Below are 14,821 nucleotides of genomic sequence, written 5' to 3'. Positions count from 1 at the left end.
CTACGCTTGTATATTCACCATCTTCTTAACAGAAAAAAGCCGCGATTTCGCGACTTTTTTTGTTGGCGACACTATTTTATCTCACTCATAAACTTTCTATATTCTTGAACCATTTCTTTGGATCGGGTGTGATGCAAATAATGTTCTCCCTCAAATGTCATCACTTTTCCATGCACAGAATCTTTGACTTGCTCTTCATGCAAGGGTATCCAGCCTTCTGTTTCCGTATCATTCGCTTGTAAGAAGAAAATCACAGGAAGATCTTTGGGGAAGGACAGGTTCTCAGCTACTTTGAAATTAGGACCAAAGTTCTCACCTTCATTCAGGTTGTTCGGATTAAACGTATTTTTGAGTGAAAGTATTCTAATTTGTTCTCTGGTCTCATCATCAACATCGGGTGCAATCAGTTGATCAGGGGCCAGTTTCATTAACAATCGGTAGAATCCTGATTTTTTAAGCAGTTTGTACGTTTCGGTTGGAAATGGATCATCATTACCTCCCTGCGTTGGGACGCTGCTCTCAATTCCGACAAATGAACTTACTTCGTTTGGATATTTGTTCACATAATCCAGGCCGTATATCCCTGAAATGGAGTGAGCCATGAGCGTGTAATTATGAATACCAAGTTGCTGTAACGCTTCATGAATTTCACTAACCATATTTTCAGTGGTACGCTCTTTTTCAGTAATGTCACTTAATCCATAACCGAAAGGCTCAATGACAACGACTTTGTAAAATGGAGATAGCTCATCAATAAGCGGTTTGAAATCAAGGGCTGGGGCAGGTGTTCCGTATCCAGGAAGCAATACCACCGTTTCTTTGCCTTTTCCTTGAATCAACACATTCATGTTTTTCCCGTCAACTGCTACAAACTGACCATAGGGTTTTATTTTCCCTTCTTCCGATTTGTTGCTAAATACATTAACAATAAAAACAGTGGCAATAAATAATGCAAAAGCGATAACGATGGCTCCGAATATTTTGAGCAAAATGATTAATATTTTTTTCATCATGATGGTTCTCTCCTGTTGAGTTCGTTTGGTGTTCAGCCGTTTGGAAATCCATTCATTTTATTTTTTTAATGAAATTTCGAATTTGGAACCAACCTCACCTGCAAATACAATACGGCCGTTTTCTGGTAAAACAACATTATTCTTACCGCTGACCACGCTGTGATTAATACAAATTCCGGTCTGGTCATAGACAGCAAAGGCTCCATTTGCAGGCAACTTCACTGTCATGACTTTTCCTTTCGCAGTAGCTGGTACCGAAAACCATTTGGCATATCCATCTGCTTGAATGGTTGTTGCGGATCGTTTACCCGAATAGATTGGTTTCACCATTTCCTCACTAGCGTATACATAACCTGAAAATGTAAGATACTCTCCTCCGTTCTTTTTGGAGAAATGAATGTCCATCGTATCACGTCCGGCAGTACCCGGAATCTGCAATTGATTGGCTGCTTCGTTGGCTCCAATAATCTTATTATTGGACATATATCCCGGATTCTCTTTATTCAACTGAATAGGCAGGATCGATGTAGCATTAAGATAGAGCATTGATGTGTATTTCTCATTCACCAGATAATATTTTTTACCATCGCGCTTTGCCCATGCAGCGTTAATCTCCTTGGATAATTTATTGGCTTCAAGCTTCTCCCCATTATATTCTGAGAAAGCCAGCTGTCCGAGTCCTGGAACGGATATATAAGATCGTGACCACAAGTAGGTTTTCCCATTTTTCTCCACAACGAATTTCAACTTGTCTGTACCTTCGTTATTAACAAAAGTACCATCTGCTGTATAGGTGTATTCTTGAGCCGGATTACTCGGAGCTGCAAGTGAAGATACAGTCATTTTTCCAGCCGTATTTATTTTGATCTTCATAACCGAATTATTGCCGCCATATATACCTGCATATTTGGATATTCCTTTAGGCATATTTGCCTTCACAGGTACGCCAAATGATTTTTCCGGCTTCCGTTCTTTAATAACGCCCTTTTCCTCAAGTGCGCTGAGTAATAATTCATTGGCAATAAAATGATTGGTTAAGCTTGACCCGCCTGAAGAGATAACGGCTGCAGCCATGTTATATTCCGGGAGTACCACTAATGAGGACTGATAAGATAACGTATCTCCGCCTTTCATAACGGCCTTAATGCCGTATTCGTTGAATGGGAACAAGTTCACACTATCCCATCCCAACCCGTAAGACATCAGCGTATCGCTATCCTCTGGCCACATGCCTCTTCTGTACTCTTCTTGCGCCATAGCTTTTACAGACTTACTGGAAAGAATACCATCAACTTCTCCCGTGAAGATTCTTGAAAATTTGACCAGATCTTCAGCGGTGGAATACAGACCTCCAGTACCGATGATATTATAATTCTCTTTTGGAAGTGGTCCCTCATAAAAAGGGGAATAGATTGCCGCCATGTCTGACGGATTAACCACATCCTGTGGTGTTTTGGTATGTTTCATATCCAAAGGCTCCGTGAAATACTTGTGTATAAATGCGGTATAACCAATGCCGCTCACTCTTTCGACCAGAATCTCAGCTAACGTAAAGCCATCGTTGCTGTAGACTGAGTATGCGCCGGGATCTGCCTTCAGGTTTTGATTCGCCAATTGCTCCAGAAACGTATCATGTGAATACGTGTCATTATCTCCGTACAATGTGGCATTGCTGGTTGAGGTACCCAGAAGACCGGAGGAATGATTCAGCAACATACGGGGTGTGATCTGTTTGTATCGGTTATCTTTCATTGTAAAGTCAGGCATATAGTTCACAACAGGTGCATCCAAATCAATCTTGCCTTCGTCAACCAGCTTCATTACAGCGGCCGTAAGCATCATTTTACTGGTTGAACCAATGCCATAGACGGTGTTCGAAGTAAGAGGTACCTTGTCGTTTATATCGTTCTTGCCCGTTTGACCGGACACCACAATCTCTCCACCATCGATGAGCGCATATTGCAGACTCGTCGTACCATATGTCTCGGTCAGCAATTTGGCTTTTTCGATCACGGCTTTCTTTGTTGTCTCATACGTAAGGTTGCTGTTGTTCATGGGAGCCGGTGCGGCCATTGCAGACATTGGGGCAAGTATCGTCAGCATGAGAGTCACAGCAGCTATAGTATTTCTCTTTTTTGCTGCCCTCACACTTATCTTCAGTTTTGTTACCTCTCTTGGTTTCATTCTTGCATCTACTCCTGTCTTCATCATTGTGTTAAGCCACCTTAACGTGGGCGCTAAAGACAATATAACAAACCAAGATGTCCCCCTAATGACTGCAGCATGAACGGAGGATGAACAGGCAAAAAAAGTTTGCATCATCATACGCAAGGAGGTTTATACAGGGCGTCATAGCTTTGAGAAGGCATGAAATCCAATCACTCTGTGGGTGTTGTGATTGGCAAGATGACTATGAAGGTCGTTCCTCGTCCATATTCGCTCTCCACCCGGATGTCCCCTTGATGAAGCGAGACGATCTGCTTTACAATAGCTAGTCCCATACCGCTTCCTTCATATTTCTGACTGTGGGAACGATCAGCTTTAAAGAAGCGGTCAAATATACGCTTTTGGTCTTCCGGGAGAATACCAATACCCGAATCCGATATGCGGATCGTCACGTTCTTGATATTCTGTTTGATCGTGACGTTAATTCGGGCACCATCTTCGGAAAATTTGATGGCATTGCCGAAGATATTGATCCACACCTGATTTAACTGGTCATGATCGGCCGTGATTTTGGTGGGCTGCAAATCAAGATCGAACTGAATGTTACGGGCCGACCATTGGGGTTGAATAGCGACGATTACTTGTCTGATCTGTTCATCCAGACTGAGCGTGGCGAGCCGCATTTGCAATGATTGAGATTCAAGCAAACTCAGCTTTAGCAGACTATCACTTATTTTGGACATTCTTGCAGTTTCAGTGATGATAATATCGAGATAATCGCTTCTTTCGTCATCCGGGAGGTCTACCTGCTTGAGCGCTATAGCAAAACCGGAAATGGAAGTGAGCGGAGACTGAACTTCATGGGACACGTTTGCTACGAATTCCCTACGCATCTGCTCAAGCTGCTTTAGATCGTGCATCATTTCTTCGAAACTACGAGCCAGAGCACCTATCTCACCCTTTTGTTTAATATTAAGCTTGACATTGAAATCTCCGGCAGCTATAAGCCGGGTCGCTTCTGTCAGCTTTTTGATCGGTCTCACCAGAAACATAGCCGCAATTAGTATCAATAGGCTTCCTGCTATTAACGAACAAATCATAAAAGTTAAAACAAACTTGATGAGAAATGAGGTGGAAGAGGAAGTGAGGGGCTCTACAAACATTGCTTTGCTTCCCATTTCAGTTTTTATCGGCAATCCCAAGAAGAACGTATCGATCCCATTGAATTGGACCCTTTCCCCATCCAGCACTTTCTTCACTTGTTCCGTCGTCACCGGGAAAGGATGTTGTTCTTTAAGTTCTCCGTAGGATTGGAATTGATCCGTTGCTTTATAGATTCGAATGTGATAGGAATTGAGTTGTTTCATTTCACTTATAAACATTTCTGCTTCATGTAACGGCAATGTCTCGTAGATGCGGACGATATCCTGGCCAAAGTCAAGCAAGGAGCCTTGTAAGTTTTCGTTTAATTTATCTTGAAATATCCAGGTTGTAGCAAGAAAAGAAAGGATTGTGCCCCCAATCACGGAGACCAGAAAGGTCAGGACTACACGTGTATAGAGGGAGCCGGTCACTCTTGCACCTCTAGCCGGTAGCCAAGTCCCCGCACCGTTTCGATACGAAAATCGGAGATAGCTGCGAAACGTTCGCGTAGACGTTTAATATGCACGTCTATCGTTCGATCATCGCCAGTATAATTAATTCCCCAAACTTGATCGATTAATTGCTCCCGCGTATAGACTTGTCCCGGTAATCCAGCAAGTTTATACAATAATTCGAACTCTTTAAGCGGCAAGGTGAACGACTCTGTACCCCTCAGGACCTTATAAGTCTGCCGGTTCAGAATAACGTTTCCTAATTGGATGGTCTGCGTTAATCCTATACGGTATCGTTTCAACAGTGCCTTGACGCGAGCCATCAACTCAAGCGGATCGAATGGCTTCGTCATATAGTCATCTGTCCCGAGCTGAAATGCTTGTACTTTCTCCCAGGTCTCGTTTCTTGCCGTCAACATTAGTAACGGAAGATCCGGATTGGCTCTTCGAAGTTCCTCGCATAATGCCCAACCGTCCATGACTGGCATCATAATATCAAGAATAACCAAATCGACTGGCGTGGAGGTATAGATAGCCAGGGCTTCCTTTCCGTCTACGGCGTTGATGGTTGTAAATCCGTCGTTGCGCAAAAATAAACAGACGAGTTTGCGAATGTTCGCATCGTCGTCAGCAACCAATATCGTAGGCATCGTTTCCACTCTCCTAAAAAAGAATAATTCTTCAGTTGAGTAAGAGCGAAGATTTCTAACTGAAGTGACAAACTAATTATAGTTAAATTGAACAAAAGCAGCCGATTACTTTGATCGGCTGCTTTCTTAGTTTCTTTCATAAAACTAACTACGGCACAACATCTATTTTAATGAAATTTCGAAAGTGGAATCCACGTCACCTGCAAATACAATGCGGCCGTTTTCTGGTAAAACAACCTCAGTCTTACCGCTGACTACGGTGTGATTAATACAAATACCCTTCTGATCATATACGGCAAAGGCGCCAGTTGCAGGCATTTTAACCGTCATGAGTTTTCCTTTCACCGTTGCTGGTATCGAAAACCATCTGGCATATCCGTCTGCTTGAATCGTTGCTAGAGATTGTTTACCCGAATAGAGTGGTTGTACCATTTCCTCACTGGCGTATATGCTACCAACGGCTGTAATGTACTCTACTCCGTTCTTTTTAGCAAAATAAATCTCCTTTGTATCACGTCCAGCCAGGCCAGGGATTTGCAGCTCCGTGACTGCTTCGTTTGCTCCAATAATCTTAGTATTGGATACATACCCAGGCGTCTCTTTGTCCAAATGAATAGGGAGAATTGGTGCCGAATTGAGATAAACCGTTGATGTATATTTCTCATTCAGAAGGTAATATTTTTTACCTTCACGTTGCTCCCATGAGGCCGTAATATCCTGGGATAATTCATTGGCTTCCAGCTTCTCCATTTTATATTCGGAGAAAGCCAATTGTCCAAGTCCTGGTAAGGATATATAAGATCGATACCACAGATAAGTCCTTCCATTCTTCTCCTTAACAAATTTCAACTTTTCCGTGCCTTCATCGTTAACAAAAGTACCATCTGCTGTATAGGTGTATTTTTGAGCCGGATCACTTGGAGCTGCGGGTGTGGATACAGTCATTTGTCCAGCCGTATTCATTTCGATCTTCTTAACTGAATTATTGCCGCCATATATACCTGCATTCGTGGCTATTTCTTTAGGTATATCTGCCTTCACTGGAACACCAAACGATTTTTCCGGCTTCCGTTCTGTAATAATGCCCTTTTCCTCAAGTGCGCTGAGTAATAATTCACTCGCAATGAACTGATCTTTGGCACTTGTCCCACCTGATGAGGTAACGGCTGCAGCCAGATTATATTCCGGCAGTACGACTAATGATGAGTGATACGATATGGTATCCCCACCTTTTGTTACTGCCTTGATACCATATTCACTGAATGGGTACAGATTTACACTATCCCACCCTAATCCGTAAGATATAGACGTATCGCCACCCTCTGGCCACATGCCTTTTTTGTATTCTTCTTGCGCCATGGCTTCTACAGACTTATCGGTAAGAATGCCTTGGACCTCTCCCGTGAAGATTTGTGAAAACTTCGCAAGATCTTCAGCGGTGGAATAAATGCCTCCAGTAGCGATAACATTATAATTCTCTTGTGGAAGCTGACCCTCATACATAGGAGAATAGATTCCCGCCATTGCTGACGTGTCAACCACATCCTGCGGTGTTTTGGTATGTTTCATGTCCAAAGGTTCCGTAAAATATTGGTGTATAAAAGCTGTAAAACTCATGCCGCTAACACGTTCAACCATAATCTCGGATAACGTAAACCCATCGTTACTATACACCGAGAACGCGCCCGGATCTGCCTTCAGGTTTTGACTTGCCAATTGGTCCAGAAACGTATCATGTGAGTACGTATCATTATCCCCGTACAATGTGGCATTACTGCCCGTGCCTCCCAGCAGACCGGAAGAATGATTCAACAGCATGCGTGGTGTGATTTGTTTGTAGCGATGATCTTTCATCTGAAAATCAGGTATATAGTTCACAACAGGCAGATCCAAATCCACCTTGCCTTCGTCAACTAACTTCATAACAGAAGCTGTGAGGAACATTTTACTCGTTGATCCTATGCCATAGATCGTATCCGGCGTAAGAGGCACCTTGTTGTTTTTATCGTTTTTGCCCGTCTGACCGGACACCACAATCTCGCCACCATCGATAAGGGCATATTGCAGGCTTGTGATTCCATGTTTCTCAGTGAGTAACTTGGCTTTCTCCATCACCGTTTTCTTGGTTGGTTCATACGTATGATCACTGCTACTTGTAGTAGGCGCAGCCATTGCAGACATTGGAGCTAACATGGTTAATGCCAGCGTTAACACGGCGATTGAAGTGCGTTTTCCCTTTTGTCGTCCCATTCACATCATCTCCTGAATTTTAAGTGTTTTGGTTATTTGATTTCTTCTGGGTCTACAAATTTCACCTCCGGATACAAGTCGTTTGGTCCCTGAATGAGATCTCCACCCGTTCCTTTCAGTTGCTTGTTAAAGAAATCGAGTACATATTGATTTACGATGTTTGATCCTCTTTTACCATTGATATCTCCTGTGATACCGGACAGTTTAACCAGCTCTGAATAGAACTGAAGGTCCGTGAAATTGAAGTGCTGGGTTCCTTCTACATAGATCACTTTTCCCCCATGATTCATAACATTTTTCATAATGTGCAGCTCATCTGAAAGAGATTTAGTTACTTCATCATCCGAATTTCTATCTATTTCAAAGTTGGCGAACCAGTCTTCAAAACTTCCCGATCGGATGAACATAAACGGCTTGTTTATATCATCTCTATTTTCCACTTCATATAGTGACCCATCCATATTAACCCCGGCCTTGATTCTCTGATCTAAATACGTTGCATTAAACGCGGTTGCACCCCCAAAAGAATGCCCCATCGCGCCGATGTGATCTAGATCGATTTTCCCTTTAAACTGACTTTCGATTGCACCTGAATTCAGCTTTTCGATTTGATCGATTACAAACTCCACATCTTTCGTCCATATACTCCCTGTTTTTGTACGTTCATCTAGTGTAGTCGTGCTTTTTTTATAATCCGTTACACGGCCATCTGGAAAAAGAGTAGCAAAGGTGCTATACGTATGATCGATGGTGACCACGATATACCCATGACTGGCCAGATTCTCGGCCTGTGATACATGTAGAACTCTACTGGTTCCCATACCATGAGATAGTAGTACCACGGGATAAGGATTTGTAGAAGGTAATATTTCAACATTTTCATAAGAGTTGGTTTGACTATACTTCAAGTAGTCGAGCAAAAATTCGGGCAGTTTTAAAGAATTAGAGAAGCTCTGAATATACTTTTTGAACATTTCTTTATCTTTTGGAAACAGCGTGTCACGCTTGTTATTATTGCTGTTTTCAGTTGGGTACCAAACTTGAACCATTAGTTCTCTCTTATCGCTTTGATCTTCAGTGAAGATTTCGTCTCTGTTCTGGTCTGTTAAATGAAATGTTTGAGTACCCACCTTCTCTGGACCATCAAGCTTCGGCAGATTAAAAACAGGTAAGTATACAGACAAGACGGTAGAACCAACAAGCAGAATAACGATTAAGGAAGATAAACTATATTTCAAGAACTTCCCTATTTTAAGATCCGCCATCTTATCGGAATGTCTGAATAAAACGATGATTATGAATAGAGCCGTCATGATATATACCAAAAGCAACTGCCATCTGTATCCCTCAACAAACAATTGAACTAATAATATAACGCTACTTCCTATACCCAAACCCAAACCTATTTTCTTTGCACTTCTTTTAATAAATAGTAGGTCTATGAGTAACGCGAAACAGGATAGAACTAACAGTATCTCAAATAATCTCAATTGAATTCCTCTCTCTCATCACGGACTTTTACAGAATTATTATTTCGCTTCGTTCATGAATGCTCTAACATCTTCAGCTATTTCTTTGAATAACGTATGGTGCAAGTAATGTTCGCCATCCATGGTGATTACTTTCCCATGTACTGAATCTTTGATCTGCCCTTCATGCAGCGGTATCCATCCTTCTACACCTTCATTATTCGCTTGTACAAAGAGAAGAAGTGGCAGGTCTTTAGGGAAGGTTAAACCTTGAGCTCCTTTAAAATTGGAAGCAATATGGTCCATCTCATTCAAAGTCGTGGAACTGTTCGAGTTTTTATTCGACAGCATGTTCATCTGCTCTACGGTATGTTCATCAAATGCGAGTCCAGCATAGGGGTCACTACTAAATTTGACCACCAATCTTTGGAGACCTGATTTTTTAAGAAATGCGAACGTTTTAGTAGGTAATTTGGCATCCATACCCGGTTGTGTTGAAACACTGCTATCAATTCCGACAAATGCCGTGACCTCATCCGGATATTTGTTCACATAATCAATGCCATAAATGCCTGCAATGGAGTGACCCATGAGCATGTACTGATGAATATCGAGTTGCTGCAGAGCTTCATGAACTTCACTTACGATATTCTCTGTGGTTCGTTCTTTTTCAGTAGCATCACTTAACCCATACCCGAATGGCTCAACCGCCACAACTTTGTAATATGGTGATAGTTCGTCAATGAGCAGTTTAAAATCAAGCGCTGGTGCTGCTGTTCCAAAACCAGGCAGAAGTACAATCGTTTCCTTGCCTTCACCTTGAATGAGTACATTCATATTTTTCCCGTCTACAGATACATGCTGACCATAGGAATCTATTTTCTTGGCCTCTGAATTACTACTGATCACATTGGTGATATAAACAATACCTAGAAATAGAATAATGGCGATTACGATTGCTCCTACTATTTTCAGTATCATGTTTCTCACTTTTTTGGCCTTTGATCTATTCTTTGTTTTCTTTTCCGCTGGCTGCGTCGTCAGTGTTATCTTCTCCTGTCCTGAACTGATAGTTCGATTGTCTTTTTTGCTGCTAATGAAATCTTATCCAATGAAAATGTACTCCCCGTGACGTCAATATGAACTGAATATGAACAAGCCAATTCATTTATATTTACTGCTGCGTCATAAATCCCCTGAATTTTTCAGCAATTTCTTTGGCATGGGAACGATACAAATAATGATTTGCTTCCAGCAGCACCACTTCACCACGCACAGAGTTCTCTATTAACTTCTCGTGTTCCGGAACCCAATTGTCTGCTGCCGGATGATTCTTTTGAACAAAGAAAAGAACCGGAAGATTAACAGGGAACGTTAACTGTTCAGCTGCTTTAAAATTGGAATACATGCTTACAATCTCGTTTAATTGAGTTGAATTAAACATGTTCTTTTGTATCAAAATGTTCAATTGTTCTTTGGTTTGTTCATCATACGGTAGCCCAGCATATGGATCATCACTCATTTTCAATTGCAAACGTGGGAAACCCAAGTTACGGTACCATGTAATCGGTACGATTTCTGATGCTTCAACCTTCTGTTCACTAATCGCTGGAACACTGCTATCCAGCCCGACATATGTACTTACTTCATCTGCATATTTGTTCACATAATCCAGACTATAGATCCCCGAAATGGAATGACCCATGAGAATATACCGATCAATATGTAGACTTTGCAGCGCTTCGTGGATTTCACTTACGATATTTGCTGTGCTGCGTTCCTTGTCAGTCTGATCACTCAATCCATAACCAAAAGGTTCAACCACAACGACTTTATAATAGGGGGATAGTTCTGAAATAAGTGGCTTAAAATCAAGTGCAGGTGACGCTGTTCCAAAACCCGGCAGAAGTACAATCGTTTCCTCGCCTTCGCCTTGAATGAATACATTCATATTTTTCCCGTCTACGGATACATGTTGACCATACGGCTCCATTCTTTTTTGCTCCGAATAACTACTGATTTTATTAACGGTATATACGGTAGCTACAAAAAGTAGGATTACGATAACGATTGCGGCAAACACTTTAAACAAGATGTTTAACACTTTCTTTATTTTGCTTTTACTTTGTACTTCATTCTCTGCTTGTTGATTCACATTCATCTGCTCCTATCCTCATCTGTATATTGGCCTAACAGGCTGCTAATAAAAGCCTAACCAACGAAGATGTACTCCCCATGACCATAATATGAACGGAGTATGAACAAGCAAAAAAAATGCCATGTGTAACATACAAGGAAGCTTGCATGTTACACATGACATGATAATTCGGTCTAGATACTCCGATGGATATTCTAATTCATTCACCTATCCTGTGAATCTAACTATCGGTTGGTGGATGGATGGGCAACGTGATCATAAAGGTCGTGCCTTGACCAGGTTCGCTTTCCACTTGGATGTCACCCTGATGAAGGGAGACGATCTGTTTAACGATAGCAAGTCCCATACCACTCCCGTCATATTTGCGGCTGTGGGAACGATCTGCCTTGAAAAAACGGTCGAATATACGCTTCTGATCTTCCAGGGGAATTCCAATGCCCGTGTCGGATATTCGAACAGTCACATTTTTGAAGTCCTCTTCGATACTGACTTTAATCATACCGCCATCCTCGGAAAACTTGATGCTATTTCCGATGATGTTTGTCCATACCTGATTTAACTGATCGTGATCAGCCGTTACCTTCACGTTCTCCAAATCAAGCTCGAAATGAATGTTGCGCCCAGACCATTGCGGCTGAAGCGCCACGATGACCCGCCTGATCTGTTCATCAAGGCTTAAGGTGGTGAGCCGTACTTGCTGTGACTGCGATTCAAGCAAACTCAGCTTCAGCAGGCTATCGCTCATTTTGGACATTCTTTTTGCTTCTGAGATGATAATATCCAGGTAACGGTTTCGTTCTTGTTCTGAGAGATTTACTTGCTTCAGTGCTGAAGCGTAACCGGATATCGAGGTGAGCGGAGACTGAACCTCATGCGAAACATTTGTAACGAATTCCCTGCGCATCTGCTCCAACTGCTGAAGATCATGCATCATTTCTTCAAAGCTGCGGGCCAATGTACCAATCTCCGTCGTTTGTTTAATGTTCAACTTGACGTTGAAATCTCCAGCTGCAATCCGTTTGGTCGCTTTGGTCAATTTTTTGATCGGTCTAACCAGATATACAGAAGCAACCACAATCAACAAACTTCCTACAATCAAGGAACAGCTTGCAAAAATCAAGCCAAACTGGACCACAAAAGAGGCTGAGGGCGGTGAGAGTGTTTCTAGAAACATCGCTCTTGTACCCGTTTCCGTCTTGATCGGTAGCCCCAAAAGAACGGTAGCGATACCTTTAGGTGTGTCCTGCACAACCCCTCCGTTTAACACCTTCTTGAGTTGATCCGTCGATACGGGGGATGATTTATGTTCGTTAAGCTTCCCATAAGACTGGAAATTGCCCGTTGCATCATAAATTCGAATATGATACGAATCAAGTTGTTTCATTCTACTAACGAATGATTCTGCTTCATCATCAGGCAGCGTCTTATAAATCTGCACAACGTCCTGGCCAAAATTGCGTATGTTAATTTGAGCATTTTCATTCAATTGATCTTCGAACATCCAGGTTGACATAAAAAATGAAATAATCGTGCCTGTGATGACTGACACCAGAAAGGTCAGAACAACACGAATATATAAGGATCTGATCATTCATAGACCTCAAGTCTGTACCCTAGCCCACGCACCGTTTCAATCCGAAAATCAGGTGTAGTTGCGAATCGTTCGCGCAGGCGTTTAATATGTACGTCTATTGTTCGATCATCTCCCGCGTAATCAATACCCCATATCTGATCGATTAATTGCTCACGTGTATAGACTTGTCCTGGTGTTCCAGCAAGCTTATACAGCAATTCGAACTCCTTAAGTGGTAACGTAAGCGACTCTGCACCTCTCATCACCTTATACGTCTGACGGTCCAGAATGACGTTGCCAAACTGGATTGTGTGTGTGGAGCCGATTTTGTATCGTTTCAGTAATGCTCGGACACGAGCGGTCAGCTCTAATGGATCAAATGGTTTGGTCAAATAATCATCCGTACCCAGTTCGAATCCTTTCACCTTCTCCCAAGTCTCGCCTCTCGCCGTCAGCATGAGTAACGGGAGGTCGGGATTGGCTCTTCGGAGTTCTTTGCACAGTGCCCATCCGTCCATGACAGGCATCATAATATCAAGGACGACCAGATCCACTGGAGTTTCGCCATATATAGTGAGAGCTTCCTTACCGTCCGCAGCTTCCACTGTTGTGAATCCATCGTTTTTGAGAAATAGACAGACGAGTTCACGAATGTTCGCATCGTCGTCTGCAACGAGTATAGTAGCCATATGTTTTTTCTGTCCTCTCCGTTACGTTTAAATATATAGTCCAACTTGTATAGTAAATATTAAAACATCTTGCTTATAGTATATCCACAGCAAACATCGTATGTTCTTTCAACGTTCCCTGGATTGGCACAGGCTGTGACCCATTCTCCTTGAATCCTGCTTTTTGAAGGACACGGATGGAACCTGTATTATCGGGCACAGCGCCAGCTTCGATTCGAGTAATTTCAGTTTCGTGTTTGGCAAATTCCATTACACATTGCAGGGCTTCGCTCATATATCCTTTTCCTTGATGCAGAGTATCCGTCACATAACCAAGGATCCATTTTGGGGTAGAATCCAGTATGATCTCGAACAAAGAAATTTCACCGACGAGTTCATCCGTTGTATGTAGAAAAATACCAAAAGAATAGCGATTTCCTTCTTCTCTCTTCTTGTTCCAGCTCTCAATGAGTGACCTTTGCCCTTCCAAGCTGTAGAAAAACTCGTCCCGATCACTTGCTGATATGTTCTCGATTTCCGCACGATTGCGAACCTGTAGATCCAGAAGCAATGAGGCATCATCCACATTCCAAAATCTCACATAGATACGTTCTGCACTATATTTCATCACATTATTCCTCCTCTATTAACGTTAGATGCAATTGTAGCATGATTATATCAGGTCATTATAAGAGTACGAGCGAATCAACGAGAATTGTTTCGCCAGGAAATGAGGTGAATATGGCATATCATTACGCAACCAGGCAACGATGGTTCCAATCAGAGCCGAAGAACCGTACCATATTGCGATTTCTTTGTGAATGCCGGATTCTTCGAGTTCATCTTCCATCTCTACCCGATCAATTTTGGCTTTGACCAGCGTACTTAACAATTTGAGCAGTCGTTCGGTAAAAATCGGTGTGCGCTTTGTAGCAAGAACCACCTGATAGAACGAGGCATTCTCTGCAAAATGTTCCAGTAACTTGACCAGAACAGGCCAAGCCTCTTCCGTCCTTTGTTTCTCAAAATGAGGGGCATATTCATCCACGATCCGTTGAATATTCTCGATCATCTCGTCGGCCATCTTCTCCATCATATCCGTAATATCACGATAGTGCAGGTAGAAGGTTACCCGATTGATCGTCGCTCGTTCGGCAATTTTGTTGACTGACAACTTCTCAATATCCATTTCCTGCAGCAATTCAACAAATGCACCTCGAATTAACTGACGTGTTCGCAATATTCTTGGGTCCACGGCTGATTTCTTCTCGTCTTTCAC

General features: G+C 42.3%; 12 protein-coding genes. All 12 read right to left on the bottom strand.

Annotated elements, in window-relative coordinates; genetic code table 11:
• Positions 1 to 71: 71 nt before the first annotated feature.
• Positions 72 to 1,013 (bottom strand): alpha/beta hydrolase, encoded by a 942-nt coding sequence (locus V6668_RS14320; RefSeq protein ID WP_047842860.1) that lies wholly within the window; start codon positions 1,011 to 1,013, stop codon positions 72 to 74.
• Positions 1,014 to 1,070: 57 nt separating this feature from the next.
• Positions 1,071 to 3,197: a serine hydrolase domain-containing protein gene (locus V6668_RS14315; RefSeq protein ID WP_338708949.1), complete on the bottom strand. Its 2,127-nt coding sequence runs from the start codon at positions 3,195 to 3,197 to the stop codon at positions 1,071 to 1,073.
• 194 nt (positions 3,198 to 3,391) lie between these two features.
• Positions 3,392 to 4,753, bottom strand: coding sequence for a sensor histidine kinase (locus tag V6668_RS14310; protein ID WP_282321521.1), 1,362 nt, complete (start codon positions 4,751 to 4,753; stop codon positions 3,392 to 3,394).
• Positions 4,750 to 5,424 carry a response regulator transcription factor gene (locus V6668_RS14305; RefSeq protein WP_036608200.1) on the bottom strand — a complete coding sequence of 225 codons (675 nt, stop codon included), beginning with the start codon at positions 5,422 to 5,424 and terminating at the stop codon, positions 4,750 to 4,752. The genes V6668_RS14310 and V6668_RS14305 overlap by 4 nt, the downstream gene beginning before the upstream one ends.
• Before the next feature lie 162 nt (positions 5,425 to 5,586).
• Positions 5,587 to 7,674 carry a serine hydrolase domain-containing protein gene (locus tag V6668_RS14300; RefSeq protein ID WP_338708753.1) on the bottom strand — a complete coding sequence of 696 codons (2,088 nt, stop codon included), beginning with the start codon at positions 7,672 to 7,674 and terminating at the stop codon, positions 5,587 to 5,589.
• 32 nt (positions 7,675 to 7,706) lie between these two features.
• Positions 7,707 to 9,164 (bottom strand): alpha/beta hydrolase family protein, encoded by a 1,458-nt coding sequence (locus V6668_RS14295; protein ID WP_422395260.1) that lies wholly within the window; start codon positions 9,162 to 9,164, stop codon positions 7,707 to 7,709.
• A 39-nt stretch (positions 9,165 to 9,203) separates the two neighbouring features.
• Positions 9,204 to 10,124: an alpha/beta fold hydrolase gene (locus V6668_RS14290; RefSeq protein WP_051447070.1), complete on the bottom strand. Its 921-nt coding sequence runs from the start codon at positions 10,122 to 10,124 to the stop codon at positions 9,204 to 9,206.
• A gap of 193 nt (positions 10,125 to 10,317) precedes the next feature.
• A complete protein-coding gene (locus V6668_RS14285; protein WP_338708751.1) occupies positions 10,318 to 11,304 on the bottom strand; it encodes an alpha/beta hydrolase in 987 nt (328 codons plus the stop codon).
• 217 nt (positions 11,305 to 11,521) lie between these two features.
• On the bottom strand, positions 11,522 to 12,892 hold the full coding sequence (locus V6668_RS14280) for a HAMP domain-containing sensor histidine kinase (protein ID WP_338708750.1): 1,371 nt from the start codon (positions 12,890 to 12,892) through the stop codon (positions 11,522 to 11,524).
• Complete coding sequence (locus V6668_RS14275) at positions 12,889 to 13,563, bottom strand: response regulator transcription factor (protein WP_282321525.1); 675 nt, start codon at positions 13,561 to 13,563, stop codon at positions 12,889 to 12,891. The genes V6668_RS14280 and V6668_RS14275 overlap by 4 nt, the downstream gene beginning before the upstream one ends.
• 73 nt (positions 13,564 to 13,636) lie before the next feature.
• Positions 13,637 to 14,170: a GNAT family N-acetyltransferase gene (locus V6668_RS14270; RefSeq protein ID WP_338708749.1), complete on the bottom strand. Its 534-nt coding sequence runs from the start codon at positions 14,168 to 14,170 to the stop codon at positions 13,637 to 13,639.
• 45 nt (positions 14,171 to 14,215) lie between these two features.
• Positions 14,216 to 14,821: a TetR/AcrR family transcriptional regulator gene (locus tag V6668_RS14265; RefSeq protein ID WP_282321527.1), complete on the bottom strand. Its 606-nt coding sequence runs from the start codon at positions 14,819 to 14,821 to the stop codon at positions 14,216 to 14,218.

The organism is Paenibacillus amylolyticus, from assembly GCF_036894225.1.
GTDB lineage: Bacteria > Bacillota > Bacilli > Paenibacillales > Paenibacillaceae > Paenibacillus > Paenibacillus amylolyticus.
Note: the sequence above shows the minus strand (reverse complement) of the source record. Positions and strands in the feature narration are given on the sequence as shown.